Consider the following 19,198-nt stretch of genomic DNA (forward strand, 5'->3'; position numbering starts at 1 on the left):
GGCGTCGCGCTTTCGATGGTATCAAAGTCAGGGCAGGGACGGTAGAACGCCCTCGGGGTCGTAAGTGTCCTTGATCCGGCGGCACAAGGCTGCATAGGGGCCCTGCGGGAGCGGGTTCATGGCGCCTTCGCGCAAAGGAGGCAGCCAGTGGAAGGCCCCGCCACGACAGGAAGCCAATCCTTCGAGCTTGGCCGTCAGGGCCTCCAGGTCGGCCTCCTCCGGCATCGCCCGGCCAAAGCCCACGACTCCGGTTCCGAGTCCGGCGCGTACCAGTGTGCCCGCTTCCGAGACCCGCTGCAACTCGCCCGCGACGTCCATCACGTCGGCGATTGTGCAGGTGCACTGCCCGCGGACCCCGGACAGGTCGGTCACGGCCTTCCAGAAGGCTTGATGGGCGCCGTCCTCCAGGCGAGCGGCGACCGTCAACCCCTCTTCGGCGGCCCACTCGGTCATCGTCGCCGTCATCTCCTCCACCTCTTCGACCAGCCCCTCAAGGGCGACGGCGGGAACCCAGCCCTCCTGCACGGACGCCGATGTACCAGAGGCTTCGGCCGCCCTTCGGAACAGGCCTGCAGACAGGGCTTCGAAGGCCGAGGGGATCAGGTGACTGGCCAGGACCCTGGCTCCCAGCTTCCTGACTGCCGCCGTCCCATCGCCTGTCGATGGCGCCAGGCACAGGGTCAGCACATGCTCCGGCAAGGGTCGCGTGCGGAAGGTGACCTCGACGATGCAGCCCAAGGAGCCGTGCGACCCGATCATCAGCTTGTCCAGTGCATAGCCTGAGACGTTCTTGACGCAGCGACCGCCGACCTGCGCCACCTCTCCTGCGGGCAAGGCAAAGCGCATCCCCAGCACCAGGTCGCGGCAAGTCCCGTGCAGCAGGCGGTACGGTCCGCTCGCGTCCGTGGCAACCACTCCGCCGACTGTCGCCTTATCGCTGTGAGGCGGCCAGAGCGGGACGACCTGCCCGTGCTCCCGAACCGCGGCCTGGAGGTCGGACCAACTCAGGCCGGCCTCGACGCTGACCGTCATGTTCTCGGCGTTCACGTCGAGGACCCGGTTCATAGCCGTGGTGCAGACCACCGGGGTGTCCGCCGTGTCGCCCAGTTTCGACCCGTTGCCCCGCAGCAGGACCCGTGTGTGCTCTCGCGACGCCACTGACAGGAGCTTCGCCGCCGCCTCGGCGTCGTAAGGGTAACTCGCGCCGCCCTCAGTCCGTGCCAGACGCGGAGCAACAGCCGCAAACCCACCCTCAGGCAGCAGTGGCGGTTCAGGCGTCTGGAGCTCGTCGCGTTCCGGCAAGACCTTCGCGGGATTCAGCAAGCCCTTTGGGTCGAAGGCGTCCTTGAGGCCCCAGAACCCGCGCAGACTGGCCTCAGGGAACATCAAGCTCATGTACTTGCGCTTGCAGCAGCCGATGCCATGCTCACCGGTCAGGACGCCCCCGGCCTGCACAGCAAGGCGAGTGATCTCCTCATCCATGGCCTGCGCCCGGGTTACTTCGTCGGGGTCTGCCGGATCGAACATCACCTGCGGATGGAGGTTCCCGTCACCGGCATGGAAGACATTGCCGACCCGAAGATTGTACTTGGCCCCCAAGTCCATGATGGCCGACAGGACCCGCGGCAGCTCGGTTCGCGGAACGGCCACGTCGGAGCACAACCGACCCGGGGTGATGTTGGCGACTGCGCCGAAAGCTCCCTTGCGTCCGCGCCAGAGGCGAGCCCTGGCGCCTGGATCCGTAGCCCACTCGAAGTTCCGGGCACCGTGCGCCGTGCAGACTTCTTCGATGCGCTGTACCTGGCGGTCCATCCCCGCCCGCAGACCGTCGATCTCGATGATGAGAACGGCCTGGGCCTCCTCGGGGTACCCGGCATCGAAGGCCATCTGGACCGCGTGCATCATGGGCTGGTCCATCATCTCCAGGGTTGCGGGAAGCAGCCCTGCGCCGATGATCCCCGACACGGCCCGGCTGGCGTCCTCCAGGCTATCGAAGACCGCCAGCATGGTTGTGATGGCCTCGGGGAGCGGCTGGAGGCGACAGGTGATCTCGGTGACGATCCCGAAGGTGCCCTCGCTGCCCATGATGACGCCGAGAAGGTCATAGCCCGAAGGGTCGAGGGCCTTGCCACCGGCCTGCAGCACCTCACCGTCGGCCAGCACCATCTGCACGCCGGTGATGTGGTTCGCGGTTACGCCATACTTGAGGCAATGGGGGCCACCGGAGTTCTCGCCGACATTGCCGCCGAGAGTGCACACCGATTGACTGGAGGGGTCCGGGGCAAAGAGGAAGCCTCGCGGCTCCAGGCTATTGACCAAGTCGAGGTTGATGAGGCCCGGCTGAACGACCGCGCGTTGGTTCGGCAGGTCGACCTCAAGCAGCCGGTCCATGCGTGTGAGGGCGACAACGATCCCGCCTTGGGTCGGCACGGGACCGCCGGAGAGACTGGTGCCGCTGCCACGGGCCGTGACCGGAAGGCCCTCTTCACGGGCCAGCCGCACCACACCGGCGACCTCCTCGGTGCTGCCGGGCAGGACCACCACGTCGGGGCGGCCCGTCAGGAGGGTCGCATCGTAGCTATACAGCGACAGGTCGAGGTCCCGCTCCAGTACGTAGTCGGCGCCCACCAGGGAACGCAATTCGGACAGTAGCGAGTTTTTCACCGGCACTCTCATAGCTCACCGCACAGAAGGTGACGCCTGGATCGGACCCATCGACCATACCCCGTGGCGAGAACGGCGCACGAACCCGCTCGAAGCTGCCTCAAGCGCCGTAGCCCTGAACTGCGAGGGCCTCCTGCAGCGCCGTCAGGAAGAGCGCCACGTTCTGGCGCAAGGAGGTGTAGCCCATCAGGCCGACTCGCCAGACCTTGCCCTTGAGTTCGCCGAGCCCGGCTCCGATCTCCAGGCTATACTCGCGGAGGAGATACTGCCGGACGGCTGCCTCGTCAATGCCCTCGGGGACCTTCACCGCGTTGAGTGACCACAGGGAGTACTGCTCCTCGGGCCACAGGCCGAGACCCATCTTCGCCAGCCCGGCCACCAGGAGATCATGGTTGGCCTTGTGACGTGCCCAGCGCGCCTCCAGCCCTTCCTCCAGGATCAGTTTGAGCCCCTCGCGGAGGCTGTAGATCATGTTCACAGGAGCCGTGTGGTGATAGGTGCGGTCCTGGCCCCAGTACTTGCTGACCATGGTCATGTCCAGGTACCAGTTGGCGACCTTGGTCTTGCGGCCCAGAATACACTCCATCGCCCGCGGCGAGAAAGACACCGGAGCCAATCCCGGCGGCACTCCAAGGCACTTCTGGGTGCCGGAGTAGCAGGCGTCGATCCGCCACTCGTCGACACGCACCGGGTGTCCGCCCAGCGAAGTCACTGTGTCAACGAGGAAGAAGGCGCCGGCGTCGTGCACGATCCGTGAGACTTCCTCGAGCGGCTGCAGGACGCCCGTGGAGGTCTCGGCATGGACGATGCCGACCACCTTCGGGTGCTCGCGCTCCACGGCCTCAGCGATGGCCTGGACGGGGATTGCCTCGCCCCAGGGAGCCTCGACCGTCGAGACCTGCGCACCATACCGGCCTGCCACGTCGGCCATGCGCTGTCCGAAGACGCCGTTGATGCACACCAGGACGCGGTCGCCGGGCTCAACGAGATTGCACACGCAGGCTTCCATACCGGCGCTGCCGGTTCCCGATACCGGGATGGTCAGCTCGTTCTTGGTGAGCATGACCTCGCGCTGCATCGCCTTGGTCTCTTCCATGAGGGCGACGAAGTCGGGGTCCAGGTGGCCGATGCAGGGCAGAGCCATTGCCTGCAGGATCCGTGGGTGAACGTTGCTCGGGCCAGGGCCCATGAGCAGGCGCGGGGTCGGTGAAAGTTGCTGGTATGCCATTGGCGCAGACCTCCAGACACGGTGCTCGCCCTTGGGACGAGACCGTGGATGCATGCCAGGTTCGGGATAGGTACTCAGGACTGGGTCTTCATGGCAAAGAAGATGAGCAGGCCGAACACGACACCGGTGCCGGCCCCCAACCGCTGAGCCATCTCAGGGTCAGCCACCGAGAACTGCTCTCCCAGCGTCCAGCCCACGGCACCCAGAGCGATGATCACAGCCAGCGCGAGGAAGCCCTTCAAGTGTCCACCGCCTCTGTCAGAGGGTACTGGCGTCTGTTCCCGGGTCGGCGGCGGTCTACCCCACTCCGGTCTCGGTAGCCGTTGCCTGCCCGGCGTCGTCGACCCGCTTCTTCAGCGCCTCGGCTCGATCCTTGAGGTGCTGCACTTCCACGCTGATCGCAGCCAGTCGCACCAGCGGCGTGCCGGAGGAGTCAGACATCTGGGCGTCGAGGTAACCCCACTCCTTCTGGATTTCCTCGAGCTCGCCCTTCAGGCTGTCCTTCGCCGCAGACGTCGGCAGCGCAGCCCAGGACTTCCAGGCCAGCGCGATCACACTCATGGTGTCATCCAGCGGGTCGCTGACGTCCGGAAGGTCGATCGGGTAGCCGACGGTGCGCCAGGTCGAGACGCCCTTGGCGTCCGTCACGGAGAGCATCAGCGTAGCGGGTCCACAGCGCCTCACCTTGTAGGGCACATAGACCTGCTCGCGGCCATGATTGGGGATGTCCTTCTTGACGGTGCCGAAGTAGTGACTGCGGCGGTCACGCCCGAGCACTACCACGTTCACTTTGGCCGCCGCGGGTTGATCGCTTGTGTTGTACACGGTAGCCATCGCCAGGTTGTCGCCTTGCAGCCGGTTGCCAAGATCGTCGACCTGGGCAGTCAAGCCGGGAGTGCCGAAGACCATCTCGCCGAAAGCCTGGGGCTCGTGGAAGCCTCGCTCGTGTCGGCACCAGGTGCTCAACTCGGCCACACGCACGGCGTTGCGGCACACCGTCAGGTTCCACTTTTCCCCCGCAATCGGCGGCACGCCCTTGTCGAAGGGAAGCTCGATCTCAACCGACCAGCCGGTGGCGGTTACGGCAGCCACGGCGTTCCACTCGAAGTTCTCGGCCACGTCGTGGTCATACTCATCCAGCTTGGTGCCCAGGGGGTTGATGGCCAGGTGGGCGTAGTGCTGCCGGCTGCCCTCGGTATCGATGAAGACCTCGAGGCAGTCGTCCTCGGTCACCTTGCCGTCCCGTTTCGTGACGTTGGCAACCAGTGCCGAGGGGTTATCGTCGTCCATCTGGGCCCCGAGGTAGAGAGCCTGCTCCGTGTGCATCACGTAGACGTGGGTTGGGAAGCGCGGCATCGCCTTCGCACCGAGCAGCACGAAGTCGGACAACCGTCCGGCCCCTGCCCACTCCGTCGCATCAAGGCGTCCATCAAGCTGCGGCGCCTGGGATACCCGCGGGCAGAAGGCCACGGGCAGCTTGACCGCAGTAGTGGTGTCGGTCGCTGCGAGGGCCATGGTGCAACACAGTAGGAGCGCCGGTTTCAACAGGCGAAGAGTGGTCACAGGGGATCCCCCTCCGGGAGGTTCAACTGAGGCCTGGAGCCAACCCACACGCGCCGAAGGACCAGCGCATCACCGCCCCGGACTACCAGGCAGATTCGACGCCAAACGCGGCGATTATAGCACGTTTGCCGAGCATGAGAAAGCACCCGGCAGGAGTTGGGCGGACACGTGATGAAGGTTGGAGGCGATGGCTTCGTGCGCCGTACCGACTCGCTTCAGCCTGCCAGGTCGGCGGTTCGCACCCTTACAGTAACCCCCGAGGAGGCTACCATGTTCCGCAGAGCCTGGCTCCTGCTGACTGTCATCGTACTGGTATCACTGATGAGCGGCTGTCCGCGGACGACTACGGAGACCCCGCAACCCGCGCAGAACAGCGCTGAGGTCATCCAGGGCACTGCTTCCCCTGCCGGGGAGTCCCCTGAAGTCCAGAACGCTGAGCCGGCTCCTGCCGACGTGGTGACAGATCAGCCGGCCGGTGGCTCCACGAACGAAAAGCCGGCCACGAAGGCCTCCTCCGTCACTGACTGGAAAACCTACACCGGCGCCTGGTTCAAGGTGCGGTACCCGGCGAGCTTCGAGGTCGTGGCTCGCGAGGAGAGCTCGACTTCCAGCGAAGGGAACGACGGCGTGTCCTTCGTCTCGCCTGACGGGTCGATCGAGTTCTACGTGTTCTCGCCCCAGTGGTCGGGAGAGTCACAGTGGATTCACGCAAAGGAGGGCGAGGCCAAGACCGAGAGCAGCACAGAGGCCGAAGGCTCGCAGACGACGACCTGGGTCACCCTTGCCGGACCCGACGGCGCCTATGAGCGATCCTACGCCGATACCTTCGACTCCACTCTCAACACACGGCATATCTTCGGCTTCCGCTACCCGAGCAAGGCCGCCTACGGCGAGTGGAAGGAGATCTACGTGAAGTTCAAGCAGTCCCTGGAGCAGTTCGCCGACTGACGCCGACCTCCAGTCCCGAAGGTGTGCCTACCGGCGCTGCGCTACCTTCCGGTAGTAGGGAGCCTCATCGTCCGGAAGGGCGATGCGCAGGTCGAAGGGCTCATGATGCACCGCATCGAGCGCCTGCACCTCACTGACGGTCATCGAGCGCTGGGGCCTGATCGCAAAGCGCACGTAGCGGGCCTGCACGGGCTTCTCAGGTGCCAACTCGTACAGGTACCCCGTCGCCGTCTCCTCGTCGGGCATCATTTGGTTGATAGGGATGTCCTTGCGCCGAAGGTTCAGCGCGAAGAACCCCTGACTTGCGTACTGCTCGCCATCGGTGGAGGTGAATACCTGCACCGTGTCCTTCACCTGGCCCTTGAGGGCGTCCCACCACGGATACCCGGCGCTCACGTGGATCCGGAAGGCCGCGCAGCTCTGCACAGAGCCCAGGTCGACCGTCACATCGGGCGTCTGGCCCTTCTCCCAGATCGCGGCACAACTGGGGCCGATGCCACCGGCATAGGGTGCTCCGACCACGCCGTCCGTCAGCCGCGTCAGGTCAGGATCCTTGGCTCCCCAGCGTTCGCCGGAGGGCACCGTGCAGGTGTAGGGCTTGCCCTCGGCCAGGTTCCTGCCGTAGGTGGCCCAGTCGTAGCGCCACGGTACTCCGCCCGCCTCCACGCCGTCTGAGTAACCATAGTGCGTGTCCGGGGTGGCCTCTTTCCGGGCGATCCGCAGCCAGTTCACGACCGGATGATCGACCCCGCCGACGTTGAGGGTGTAGCGGTAGGGGACCTGCGTGACAAGCTCCGTATGACTGCGCTCAACCAGAGAGTAGTCGGCCTGACGCTCGCTCCAGTTGAAGGTGACTTCCAGCGGCTTGAAGCCGGGGTCGGCCACCTTGTGGTTCACTTCCATCCGCACGGAATAGAGGCTGCAGCACTCAGGTCCGGCTGCCGAGCTGTTCAGCAGGTACTTGAACAGGACCGACCGTGTTCCCGCAGGTACCGGCTCCACCGTCTCGTAGCGCAACACGTCCCAGGGCGGCTTCGTGTCCGTGAGCGAGTAGGTCTTTGTCCAGGTTTCGCCTCCGTCGAAGGAATGAAGCAGATCGACATGGGAGCGCGGAGCACGGTTGTAGAAGCGACCGCCGTAGGTGACCCGGGTGATGTCAGCCGGAGCATCGACGCGGAACACCACGTAGGCGTCCTCCATGGCCTCCTGGGCATGCATCGGCCCCATGTAGCCGGGGTGCCTGGCCTCGCTGACCATGTTGTGCTCCTCCACCACATAGGGCTTGTAGCTGGTCCCCCGCAGATCGGGCCAGACAACGATGGATTCCGTTGGATCACCGGCGCCCACGTAGATGGTGTTTCTACCCAGCAAGAGCTGTGGCTGCGTCTTCGAGTTCAGCATCGTGTTCGTCTCGAAGGAGATCTGCGTCAGTCGCGCGTCGGAGGCAGCCTTGCGTCCCAGCAAGGTGCAGCGGACCAGGACCTCATACGCCCCGCTCACTTCTGCCACCAGCTTCAGATCGACCTTGTTCTCCCCGGTGGCGCTGCTCTTCCAGACCGGGCTCCAGGTGAGGCCGTTGGTAGTGCTGATGGCCAGGTCTGCCTGGTCGTCCTCGGTGGCACGCTGGAGGGTAGCGCGGATGGTCAGGGCGGTGATCACGTTGGCGCCCTCGACCTTGAAGACGATCTCCCCGGGCTCCTGGGGCTTGGCAGGCTGCACGCCGGAGGGCTCGACCGCGACCATGCCCTGCAGTGACTGTGCGGACCGCAGCACGCCCGCCGGGGTCAGGTTCGGCGTGAAAGCCCGCACACCGTTCCCCCGCAGGTGGTAGCGCCGGTTCACCGCTTCCGGGTCCTTGCCCCCATTGGGCACGTAGTATTCCGGCCCATCACCCAGCGAGCGGTAAGTGCGTGTGTAGACCTCACCGTCACGCAGGTTGAGGATGTAGCGGTGACCGCGGTCCCAGTCATAGTAGTAGTAGCGGTACTTGAGGCCGTTGGGGTTGAAGCAGCGGTACTCCTGGTCGAGGTCACGGGCGGTGTCTGCGCCGGTCAGGTACCCCTTGGCGCTGGTGGCGGTCAGGCAATGATAGCGGGCGATGTGCCCCTTCTCGACCTTGCCGCCCGAGGCAGCGCAGGCACCTTCTTTGCCGATGTCCTGCACCCCGGCGATCGTCTTGCCGTCACAGAGCGTGTACAGCGCCGAGAGGCTGTTATCGTACATGTGCCAGGCACCGTCGTACTCAACCTCCGGCACGGTGTGAAGGCTGATGTCCCAGTACTTGGTGCCGAAGCCCATCGCGTCCCAGATCGAGCAGTTGATCCCGGCGATGGTGCTGCACATGGTGTACCCGTAGTCGTTGAACTGGCGGATCGGGTCCGTGCAGGCCAGGCCGTGCAGTTGTATGGGAGCGGTCTGGCGCCGGGCGAGGTGGTTCCAGTACCACAGTGCCCAGCACTTGTCGGCCGGCGCCTCCCAGCGGCCGGTGATGCTGCGGATCATGCTGTCCATGTCGGAGTAGTCCGGTGAGGCGTCCGTCACGACCCTGAGGTTGCAGACTTGCGCAGGGGCAACCACGGCTGCCCCCAGTGCCAGTCCGGCAATCACGACCATCGTCACCGCGATCCTCATGGCCCCGCCCTCCTACGCGCATCCCGGTCGGTTGTCTCACTACTCCTTGCGCTCGGCCCTCACCAGTAGGTCATCGGCGACCGCAGGCAGATCGAAGCGCATCTTCAGGGTCTGCGCGTCCACCTGGGTCTCGCTGCTGCTGGTCACGTCACCCGTCAGAGTGTCGACAAAGTCCACTTTCCACGTCCCGGCAGACATGCCGAGAACGCTGACGGCAGCGCCGGTCTTGGGGTCCTTGATCTCACTGCGATCCTCGGGGCCAAGGGCAGCCGGGTCGTGTACATAGAAGAACCCCAGGCGGTCGCTGGCCATGCCGGTGGCTCGCAAGGCATCGGCGCCCTCCACGAACACGTTGCGCAATCGCAGGTACTGGCCCCGGCGGTCATACCCGGCGAAGAGCTTCTGGAGCGGCTTCTGATACCGGAACAGCTTGTACTGCTCCCACTCCTGCGGGTACCAGAACATGCTGGAGGCGGCTGTGGGCATCACCGCCGAGGTCCAGAGTCCGACCCGGAAGCGATTGCGCCAGTCTGCGGGCTTCAGGCCCCGTATCTCCGCGGTCTTGGGGCCGTACTCGATGAACACAAAGGGCTTCTTGAAGAGCGCCTCGAAGTTGTTGCCTGGATTGACCTTCCCCGAGTAGGACTGCAGCATCCCCATATCGCTGCGGCCGTCCTTCTTGTTGTCCCAGTAGGCGTCGGACTGCACGACCTCCATCTCCGGCAGCGTCCAGAGCTCGTTGCCGAAGCTCCAGAACAGACAGATGTGCGTCTGGATGATGTGCTTCCACGGGTCGGTGGCCTTGAGGTACTTGGCCATCTCCTGGTGCCAGGCCGCCACCGCCTGGGTATCGTAGTTCTCGACCAGGTCGACCTCGTTCCACAGGTCCCAGGACATGATGTTCCGGCTGTAGCCCCAGCGAGCGATGATGTAGCGGTACCGGTTGCGGAAGTCGCGCTTCACGTCGGGACTGGTGAAGAACTGGGCCGGACTGGCGACATATCCCCCATTGCGGGTGTTCCAGGGGCTGTAGGTCCACTCTTCGTCGAACTTGTCGCGCCGGGCCTGACCGTGGCTGTTGAAGGTGATCTCCAGGTACAGGTCGTACTGGCGCGCCAGGTTCACGCAGTAGTCCAGGCGCCAGGCGTTATACAGGTTGTAGCGTCCCACGCCATCGAAGCGCGAGTGGTACTGGTCGCTCCACTCGATGCCTCCCCACCAAGCGCACATCCACGTTCGCACGAAGTTGAGCCCCTCCTCGTGGAAGCGCTTGAAGAAGAGGTCGAAGTCGTAGGTGCCCTTCTGGTTGGTCGCGTCATCCCCACCATCGCGCATATTGATCCCGATGGGCCAGTACCAGTCACCGTTCTCGAACTCGAAGTACTGTGGGTCCTTGGTGCTGACGCGGACATACCCCTGGGGCTTCACCGGCACTGTCGCAGTGAACTTCGCCGGCGTGGAAGTGGCCTTGCCCCGGGCGTCCGTGATAGTCACCCAGTAGCGGTACTCGCCCGCCTCTTTGGCCGCAAAGCGGACCTTCCAGCAAGGCTTGCCCACCGGCGTCAGGCGCTCATAGCCCTCGGGTGTCTGCCCGCGCTCGTACTCCTGATAGCAGAATCCGGGGACCGTGATCTCCGCACCGGAGGGAGCCACGAAGTGCCCCTCGACGTCCACAATCTCAGGGTCGAAGGGGTTCTCGTACTGGGCATCCAGTGGGAAGGTCAGCTCGAACTTCTCATAGATGGGGACGGAGGAGGCACTGGCCAGGATCGTCAGTGGCCTGTTCGCAGCGGGCTTGTCGGCGACGAGCTTGCCCAGCGGAGACTGTCTGCCACTGAGCGTCACGTTGTCGAGGTAGACGACGCCCTCCCAGGGCTTCTTCCCGAAGAACCGCAGGCCGAACTCCCGGGGGCGGTGGAGAGCGTTGAGATCCCATAGATGCTTGTGGCCGCCAGGCTGCCAGATCGTCGATGTGGGCGAGATATCGAGGTCGAAGTGCTGCCAGCTATCGCCACGGAGCTTGACGGTCCGCTTCAGGGTCCGCGGATCCTTGAGCAGCGGCGTCTGGTACCAGTAGTAGCTGCGGTCCTTGAGGTAGATCCAGCAGTCGAAGGCGTCGCCAAGCTGCGCGGCGCTTGCAGGCACCCACAGATCGAAGGACAGTCGCGTGTAGCCCTTCCAGTCCTGCCAGGGCAGGTAGGTGCACCCGAAACCCGCCGGAAGTGTGCCGTAGACCTTCAGGGACCGTGTGCCGGATTGCGCCTTCTCGTCGGTCACCCGCACGTTCTGTGCCGACCCGTCGAGCGGCGAGACCGTCCACTGCTCGTTGAGCGGCGAGTCGGGGTCCTCGAAACCCCAGGTGAGGTCGTCGACGCCGGCAGCACCGGCAACGGCCACGCAGGCCAAGAGCGCAAGGCAGGCGAGTCTCGAGCAGAGGGGCATGTAGGGGCCTCCCGACCTAGTTTCGTCCGCACGCAGCCACCCCTCGCGCACACTCTTGCATAAGGACAACCAGCCCTCTGAAAGGTTCAAGGCAAGAGCGGCTGCCACAGAGTGGCTGACGGTCTATTGACACGCGGGCGCGAACTACTATAATAAGTAGTAACTTAACGAAACTTCCGTGCGACTGTGACGTCAGAACCAGTGACAGGGGAAACGAGCCGGTCTACGGGCACACCACCACGGACGGCTGCAGGAGATGGGAAGTATGAGTGACCGGTCAACGCCTCGGGTGTCGGTTTTCAGACCTCGCAAGGACGGCCTCGAAAAGACCCTGGGAGCCCTTGAGGCCCAGGTCATGGATGCCATCTGGCAGGCCAAGGAACCGGTGTGCGTAGAGGATGTACGGTCGGCACTGGCGACGCATGGCAAGGATGCCGCGTACACGACCATCATGACCACCCTCAGCCGCCTCAACAAGAAGGGGCTGCTGGCCCGCGAGATGCGAGGCAAGGCCTACTACTACTCCTCCCGGGTTAGCCGGAGTGAGCTGAGTTCGACGGTAACCAAGCAAGTGATCGACGGACTTCTGGCAACCTTTGCTGAGCCCACAATGTCTTACTTTGTGGAGGCCCTCAGCAACTCCGACCCGAACAAGCTGGCTTCCCTGGCAGAGATCATCGAGCGCAAGCGACAGGAGAGGCAGGACTGAACGCGTGACGACGACGCTCGTGGCGATGGTAATGGTCTCCGCCGTCGCCACGACCCTCAGTCTACTGGTGTACCTCCCTGCCCTTGCAATTGCCGAGTCCATACCACCACGCCGCGCAGATTCTCGCGCGGCGGTTTGGTTTTGTGCGCTTCAGCTGCCTCTTCTGGCCGGCCTCGTCGGAGCCGCCGTCGGCCTGCACAGCCTGCTCATCGACCCCTACGGCTCACCCCATCTCACCCAGATCCGACCGCACCTTTGTTCTGCCTGGATTGCCCAGACCCCCGACGGTGCCTGGCTACTGGGCCTCGTCGGCACTGCGGTTGGCGCCGTCTATGCGGCAGCCCTGATTCGCCTCGTACTGGGCGCCTGGCGCTCACGAGAGGCCGTGCGCAGGTTCGCCTCGGCCACCCAGTCCACTGTGGTCACCGTTGACTACCCGCAGGCCTTCCTGGCAACCATCGGCCTCCTCAGACCCCTCATCGTCACAACCACCGGAACCTGCGAGATGCTGGCACCCAGCGAGTTGGAGGCCGCACTGACCCACGAGGCCGCCCACCTCAAGCGCCGCGACAACCTTCTCGATCTACTCGCCTCGGCGGCCATGACCTGTCTGATCTACGTGCCCACGGCTCACCTGTACCTGCGCTATTACCGCGAGGAGATCGAGCGCGCCTGCGATGACCAGGCCGCAGCGAAGGTGACCCCGGCGACCGTATCCTCCGCGATTCTGAAGCTTGCGAGCGTTGCCGAGGAGATCGCCCGCGAACGGATTCTGCCCTCGGTCTCCTATCGCGGGAAGCATGCCGCTGCAGACGTTCGACGGCGGGCAGCGCGCCTGACCACGCTCGGAGCGCGGCCTCCCGCACGTGCCGGCGGGTTCTCTCTTGCCGGCGCGGCGCTGGTGCTGGGCGCCCTCGCGGTCCTGGCCCTTACCATGGCCGCCACGCTGCAGCAGGTGACCGACACTCTCCGCTGCCTGGCCGAATCCCTGGTCCAGGTCCTCACCTAACCCCTGTCTCCGGTGCTCTACGCTTCAGCCCTTACCGGGCAGTCCGGCTCGCCTGCCACGCACGCCACAGGACGTCAAGGAAGACCTCGGCGTCTGGCACGTCCTGGGGCTGCAAGGCCGGGAATCGGTGCCGGAGTCCCTCCGCCATGCGCTCGGCAACCTGACGTCGACTCTGTTCAGTGAGCTCGTCGCGCCGCTCGATGAACCGGCGCAGCGTATCGACTTCCTGCGGGCTGAGCGAAGCAAGATGAAGCATCGCCTGGGCCACCAGCGGGTCCTGGTGTTGCTCGAGTACCGCCGGGGTGCTCTCGGCCGGTTCGACTGCCTCCGGGGCCTCATACCGGCGGACCTTCACCACGATCGTCCCGGCGGCCAGATCACCGAGGCGCTTGCACTTGCGCGTAACCAGGATGGAGATCATCCCGATGGTGTAGTACACAGGGAGCAGGTCCACGATCCGCAGGATGTTGCGCACGGCTGACTCAGTGAGGCCAATCGGGCCGCCATCATCTCGGACGACGAGGAGTCCGGCCATGCGCTTGCCGGGACTCTGCCCACCCCAGGTCAGCTCGAAGATCATGTAGTAGGCGATGATGATCAGGAGCGAGGAGAACAGCAGAATCCCGCCGCTCATGAGCAGGCGCGTGGTATCGCCGGTCATGAGGGTTCGGAACAGGCCCAGCGCAAGACCCAGGGCGAGGATCACCAGCGCCTGAAGCAAGGAGTCGACGACACCCGCGAGGAACCTCGAGCCTACTCCTGCAAGCTCAAGGTCGATGCGGACCAGTTCAGGCGTCTCGAAGACGACGTGGTCTTCCTGCATTTCACCTACGCAGCTACTGTCTCCCGGTCTGTGCCGGACAAGCTCAACCGATCCGACAACTCACACGTGCAGGTCACAGGATGCGTGCCGGCTACTTCCTCAATCTGAACCGTCCCCACTGGGAGCGGCTCTCGGAGCTTCTCGACGTCGTCGAGAGCTCCGGGTTGTCCTCGCTCACGCCTGCACAGATCGACGAACTGGGGCGGCTGTACCGACGGGCTGCAACGAACCTCTCCGAGGCCCGCACCGGGCAGTTCGACTCGGAGACCCTCGGCTACCTGAACCAGCTTGTCTCCCGGGCCTACGCCCGAATCTATGCCGGTGGTGCGACCCGACGCTTCCGCGTGGGGTACCTATTCGCATGCGAGATACCCCGTACCTTCCGACGGCAGGCCCGGTACCTGGCCGCCTCCGTCGGGGTCTCGCTGCTGGCGGTGCTGCTCGCCTATCTCGCCGTCCGAGCCGATCCACGCTGGGCTCCAGCTCTCACGAACCCCGCAGCGGTGGAGTGGTGGCGCGACTTCGCCCAGTCCTCCACACACGCCGGGGATTACTTCGCCGAATCCGCCAAGGGCATGGGGGCACCCGAGTTCGCCGGGTTCCTGATGAGCAACAACCTCCAGGTCGCGCTCAAGGCCTTTGCCTTCGGGCTTTCGCTCGGGCTCGGGACGCTCTTTGTCCTGACGATGAATGGCCTGATGTTGGGAGCCTTCCTCGGTACCGGAGCCAACGCGGGCAAGCTCAGCCTGTTCACCGCGATTGTGGCGCCCCACGGAGTGGTTGAGCTATCCGCTATCTTCATCGCCGGTGCGGCGGGGCTGATGATCGGCTATGCCCTCGTCGACCCCGGGGACTACACCCGTCGTGATGCCTTGCGTGTGGCCGCCCTGGAGGCGGTCAAGCTTGTTCTCGGCACGATCCCCATGTTCGTAGTCGCCGGTCTGATCGAGGGGCTCATCAGCCCGCAGTCACAAGGGCTCTTCGCCGCCGATCTGCCCCGCATCCTCTTCGGCCTGACCCTCGGTGCCGCCTTCTGGCTGTACCTGTTCTTCGGCGATCGCCTCTGGGGCAGCGACGAGGCCGCCGAGACCCTTGGCTAGACCTGCTTGACCCTAGGGATACAGTCGCCGCCAGAGGTCCTGGTAGCGCTGGTAGGCCGGCTCGTATTCCTCCGCCATCCCCCGGCACGGCTCAAAGGTCCGCTCGGTGTGGTAGAACACTTCCACGCTGTCCGAGATGCTCGCGAAGGCCCCGGCGCCTGTGGCCGCCAGCATCGCAGCACCCATCGTGGCGGCTTCGGTACAGGCTGGTCGATCCACCGGCAGCCCTGTCACGTCCGCCTTCATCTGCAGCCACAGGTCACTGCGAGCGCCACCGCCAATCGACCGGATACGCTCGAGGGTGAAGCCGCTGCGCTGCATGAGCTCAAGGTTCTCCCGCAGGCTGAAGGTCAGCGACTCCAGCACCGCCCGGTACAGATCGCCCAGCGTATGCCCTAGATTGAGGTTGGCGAAGGCCCCGCGCACGGCCGGATCAGGACGAGGCGAGACGGTCCCGTCGAAGTGCGGCAGCACCGTCAGGCCGTGGCTTCCCGGCGGCACAGCGGCGGCCAACTCGTCCAGCTCGTGGTGACTGCGTCCGGGACTCAATTCGCGTTGCACCCAGTCCAGCACCAGTCCGGCGGTCTTGGCATAGGCCAGGGCAAACTGGTAGCGTCGGATCGGGAACCGTCCGCCCAGCAATCCCACAGGTAACGGGTCCGGCAATCGCTCGCTCAGCGTCACCAGCGCCAGACAGGTCCCCGAGGTCTCGGAGACGATCCCCGGGGCACTGTTCCCCGCGCCAAGAGCTCCGGCATACTGGTCATTCGTCCCGCACACTAGCAGCGTGTCGGGCTCCAGACCCCATTCCGCAGCAACCTTTGGCAGCACGTCCCGCAGGGGCTCTCCGGGCTGTGCGATCTGTGCCAACTGCTCCGGACGGATCTGCGCCGCCTCCAGCGCCGCCTGTGAGTAGCCTTGCGCATCCTCGCAGGCGAGGGCGGTGCTCATCGCGGTGTTGCCGTCGGTCGCTGGGGTGCCGGTCAGGCGATACGAGAGGTAATCGGGAAGAAGGAGGTAGCGGTCTGCCCGTGCCATGACCTCGGGAGCATGTTCACGCAGCCAGAGGATCTTGGGCCCCGTCGATATCGCCTGGACGACCGGTTTGCGTTCGGTTCCGGTGACCTGCGCAATCCGCTGCGACAGCCACTCAGCCTGCTCGGCTGCCCGGCTGTCGTACCACAGGATGGCGGGATGCAGCGGGCGGCCCTGCGCGTCGAGCGAGACGAAGGTCTGGCCCTGCGAGGCGACTGATAGGGCGCGGATCCGAACACCAGCCTGAGCGATGGCTCTCTGTGACGCCTCCCGCGCTGCCTCGTAGACCTCCTCAATCGGCACTTCGCTGTGCCCATCGGGAGTGGTCTGGATCGGCACGGAGACCTGCCCGAAGCCCAGGAGTTCGCCGGCGTCGCTGAAGACCCCGGCCTTGGCCCCGGAACCTCCCAGGTCTACCCCGAGATAGCCCACGGTCGGGCTCATGAGGCACTCCGGCGTGCTTCGACTTCCGCCAGTTGCCGACCGTCGCGGACATGCTCGAGCAGACTCATACCGTTGTCGTAGAAGATACCGTGCATCTCGGACTCGGTGAGGCCTGAGCGCTCAGCGGCCCGGCGGATGGCCAGGATGATCTCGTAGACCATGAAGCTGGCGCGGATTCCTTCCGAGGCGATCCGGTAGGCGCTCGCGGGATAGCCCTCCAGCACCATGTCCACCCAGTGGTCCATGACGTAGACGCGGCGCCCGCGCATCAGGGCAATGGGCAGGTCGGTAGCGTACACCAGGCGACTCGACGGGATCTGCTCCAGGACAATCTGCAGCACCGTCGGGTCCATCACCATCGCGGTGTCCAGGTACACGTTGTCCAGGTCTGCCACGCTATCCACCGCTCGGGCCATCTCGTCGGGAAGGTAGCAGCGACCACAGTGAGCCAGGACGATCCGCGCGTTCGGGTGGTTGCAGGCCAGGTCGCGGACGCCCTCCTGAACCACCGGATCGGCAAGTCGCCCTGCCCGGGGCACATGAAGCAAGATCACAAGACCCAGCTCGTCGGCAAGTTCCCTCTCCGCAGTCCCCAACATGTGCTCGATGGTCACGTCGCCATAGTTGTCGCCGACCCAGTCCATGAAGACCTTGTAGCCGAAGGCGCCGTCCTCACAGACACCACGCCTGAGGTCCTCCACCGGCACAAGGCCGTTGCCCGCGAGAAGCAGCGGATACAGGTCCTTCTGGGCCGCAAGCCTCGAAGCATAGGCGTTGGTCTTCTCTACGTCGGAACTCGGCCCCGCCCAGCCGAAGCACACGATCCCATAGGGCCGATCGGGGAACAGGCGCGCCCTGTCGGCCAGAAGGTCGTCGACCGGGTAGGCCTCGGTGGTCACCATGTACTTGGCGCCCGGCGCATCGGTCTTCCAGGGGACAGTCCGGCGATGCTCGGGCTCGGACGTGTGCACGTGGAAGTCCAGTACCCGCGGCGGAAGCACCGGCGCGATCTCCGCGCGGTAGAAGGGCATGTCAACTTGCTCATAGCGTTCCTGGTCAGTCATCATTCACTCTCCCAGGCAAAGGACGTCGAACCCGAGGACTTCGCCAAAGCGGCAAAGGTCCCCGGGGCAGCCTCCATAGACGAGCGCCGAGTGGTGTGTTCCCCCGGCCCGGCTGTAGGCGGCGAGGAAATCACCCACGGAACCCTTGGGACGGAACCAGCCGCGGATATTGCCGGCGAAGGCATCCTTCTCCACCGCCTCCATCTTTCCCGGTGCCACGATCAGCCGGTAACCCTCTGCCAGTGGCGCCAGGTTCACGATGGCAGCCTCTCCGCCCTTGAGGCACCCTACGGCGACCGCCGGGTCGTCCACATCGGTCCAGTTGAAGGGCTTCGTCGTCAGTTCCGGCTTGCCGGCCAGCAGCGACGGATTGACCTCGCCCATATGGCTGAGGAAGATGGTCCCGCCGGACCAGTCGGGGCAGAACATCTCGCAGAAGGTCGTCTCCGGGTACGCATCCAGGAGCGCGCCGACCAGGGCAGCCGTCAGCGTATCGCCCTCGCCGGCATAGCCGATGCCCCGCTGCATGGCCTTTCCGGCCTCCATGAAGGGCATCGTCGGAAGGCCACTGGCCTTGTCCACGGCCAGGAAGTTGACGGTGAAGGCCGTCAGTTGCTCGTGCTCCACCCATCGACGCACTGCCATGCCCGCACGGACCACGCGCAGGTGTGCAGCCGGGTCGAGATCGACGGCCTCGCACTGCGCCAGGTCCTCTGCTACTTCCTGCTGGACTGCGGGGTCGTCCTCCGAGGGCACCAGGCTCGTGACCAGCTCGGCGTCCCAGTCGATGACCTCAATACCGAAGGTCCTCGCTAGCTTCTCGGCGGGGACGGCGAAGTCGCCCATGCCACGGAAAGCCTCACCGAGAATCCCGACGCGCGAGTTCCGGAACCGCGCTGCAAGGTGCGTCGCGCGTGCCCACTGCGCGATGCGGTCCAGCACCGGCGACTGCTCCCAGTGCCCTGCTTCCAGGTGGAAGCGCTTGCCGTGGCGCAGCAGCAGGTTGCACAGATCCTGCACACCGTGGATGCCGTGGTTGTACATGATCTCGTCGGGATCCTGGTCAGGCCCGAAGGACAGCGCTTCGGTCGTGTCCATCACCAGGATCGGCAGCTTCGTGGCCGCCAGGACCGCCGCGGACTCCAGCGACGGCGAGTAGGCCAGATGGAGGGTGACCAGGGCTTCGGCGCCCTCCGCCTCAAACTGCTTCACGGCGGCCGAGAACTCCGGCTCCAAGCGGCAGGGCTTCGTGCGCAGGACCTTCAGCCCTCGCTTCTCAAGCTCCTGAGCGATGCGCTCGTAGAAAGCCTCGATGTGCGGACGACGCTCAGGGACCACCTCGTCATAGAGGGCGATGTAGAGCGGCAACAGGCCAAGGGTTGGCGACGTCATTGGGCAAGGCCTCCTTCAGCGGAGCCGGTAGCGGTAACCCGGGCATACTGCGGCCCACCGGCTCTCCACACGACACGAAATCGCTGTTTCGCCGGGCCGTGCTCCCAACCCTCCACCGGCGCCCGAACTTGACAATCTCTCCTTCC

At 65.0% G+C, this 19,198-nt stretch carries 14 protein-coding genes; 4 read left to right on the forward strand and 10 right to left on the reverse strand.

What is annotated here, in order from left to right:
* Positions 1-27: 27 nt before the first annotated feature.
* The 4 genes from ABFE16_06950 to ABFE16_06965 form a co-directional block, all read right to left on the reverse strand.
* Entirely contained in the window at positions 28-2,664 is a 2,637-nt protein-coding gene (locus ABFE16_06950; GenBank protein MEN6345029.1) for an FAD-linked oxidase C-terminal domain-containing protein, read from the reverse strand.
* Between the two features lie 100 nt (positions 2,665-2,764).
* A complete protein-coding gene (locus tag ABFE16_06955) occupies positions 2,765-3,892 on the reverse strand; it encodes an alanine--glyoxylate aminotransferase family protein (GenBank protein ID MEN6345030.1) in 1,128 nt (375 codons plus the stop codon).
* Positions 3,893-3,966: 74 nt separating this feature from the next.
* Positions 3,967-4,134 (reverse strand): hypothetical protein, encoded by a 168-nt coding sequence (locus tag ABFE16_06960; protein MEN6345031.1) that lies wholly within the window; start codon positions 4,132-4,134, stop codon positions 3,967-3,969.
* Between the two features lie 55 nt (positions 4,135-4,189).
* A complete protein-coding gene (locus ABFE16_06965; protein ID MEN6345032.1) occupies positions 4,190-5,455 on the reverse strand; it encodes a sugar-binding protein in 1,266 nt (421 codons plus the stop codon).
* A 270-nt stretch (positions 5,456-5,725) separates the two neighbouring features.
* Here ABFE16_06965 and ABFE16_06970 point away from each other — a divergent pair, with 270 nt between their 5' ends.
* Positions 5,726-6,403, forward strand: a complete 678-nt coding sequence (locus ABFE16_06970) for a hypothetical protein (GenBank protein ID MEN6345033.1) — start codon at positions 5,726-5,728, stop codon at positions 6,401-6,403.
* A gap of 27 nt (positions 6,404-6,430) precedes the next feature.
* On the opposite strand, the gene ABFE16_06975 is transcribed toward ABFE16_06970, so the two are convergent.
* Complete coding sequence (locus tag ABFE16_06975) at positions 6,431-9,034, reverse strand: hypothetical protein (protein MEN6345034.1); 2,604 nt, start codon at positions 9,032-9,034, stop codon at positions 6,431-6,433.
* Between the two features lie 39 nt (positions 9,035-9,073).
* Complete coding sequence (locus ABFE16_06980; GenBank protein ID MEN6345035.1) at positions 9,074-11,476, reverse strand: DUF5060 domain-containing protein; 2,403 nt, start codon at positions 11,474-11,476, stop codon at positions 9,074-9,076.
* A 265-nt stretch (positions 11,477-11,741) separates the two neighbouring features.
* Here ABFE16_06980 and ABFE16_06985 point away from each other — a divergent pair, with 265 nt between their 5' ends.
* On the forward strand, positions 11,742-12,185 hold the full coding sequence (locus ABFE16_06985; protein ID MEN6345036.1) for a BlaI/MecI/CopY family transcriptional regulator: 444 nt from the start codon (positions 11,742-11,744) through the stop codon (positions 12,183-12,185).
* Between the two features lie 4 nt (positions 12,186-12,189).
* Positions 12,190-13,194: a M56 family metallopeptidase gene (locus ABFE16_06990; protein ID MEN6345037.1), complete on the forward strand. Its 1,005-nt coding sequence runs from the start codon at positions 12,190-12,192 to the stop codon at positions 13,192-13,194.
* A gap of 31 nt (positions 13,195-13,225) precedes the next feature.
* On the opposite strand, the gene ABFE16_06995 is transcribed toward ABFE16_06990, so the two are convergent.
* Positions 13,226-14,017, reverse strand: coding sequence for an RDD family protein (locus ABFE16_06995; protein ID MEN6345038.1), 792 nt, complete (start codon positions 14,015-14,017; stop codon positions 13,226-13,228).
* An 80-nt stretch (positions 14,018-14,097) separates the two neighbouring features.
* Between ABFE16_06995 and ABFE16_07000 the strand changes: the two genes are divergently transcribed.
* Complete coding sequence (locus ABFE16_07000; protein ID MEN6345039.1) at positions 14,098-15,117, forward strand: stage II sporulation protein M; 1,020 nt, start codon at positions 14,098-14,100, stop codon at positions 15,115-15,117.
* A gap of 12 nt (positions 15,118-15,129) precedes the next feature.
* On the opposite strand, the gene ABFE16_07005 is transcribed toward ABFE16_07000, so the two are convergent.
* From ABFE16_07005 to ABFE16_07015, 3 genes are read right to left on the reverse strand one after another with little or no spacing between them, the layout of a single operon-like run.
* On the reverse strand, positions 15,130-16,596 hold the full coding sequence (locus tag ABFE16_07005; protein ID MEN6345040.1) for an FGGY family carbohydrate kinase: 1,467 nt from the start codon (positions 16,594-16,596) through the stop codon (positions 15,130-15,132).
* Entirely contained in the window at positions 16,593-17,663 is a 1,071-nt protein-coding gene (locus ABFE16_07010; protein ID MEN6345041.1) for an amidohydrolase family protein, read from the reverse strand. The genes ABFE16_07005 and ABFE16_07010 overlap by 4 nt, the downstream gene beginning before the upstream one ends.
* Positions 17,664-19,052, reverse strand: a complete 1,389-nt coding sequence (locus tag ABFE16_07015) for a hypothetical protein (GenBank protein ID MEN6345042.1) — start codon at positions 19,050-19,052, stop codon at positions 17,664-17,666.
* Positions 19,053-19,198: the final 146 nt, after the last annotated feature.

It is taken from the genome of Armatimonadia bacterium (assembly GCA_039679385.1).
Classification (GTDB): domain Bacteria; phylum Armatimonadota; class Zipacnadia; order Zipacnadales; family JABUFB01; genus JAJFTQ01.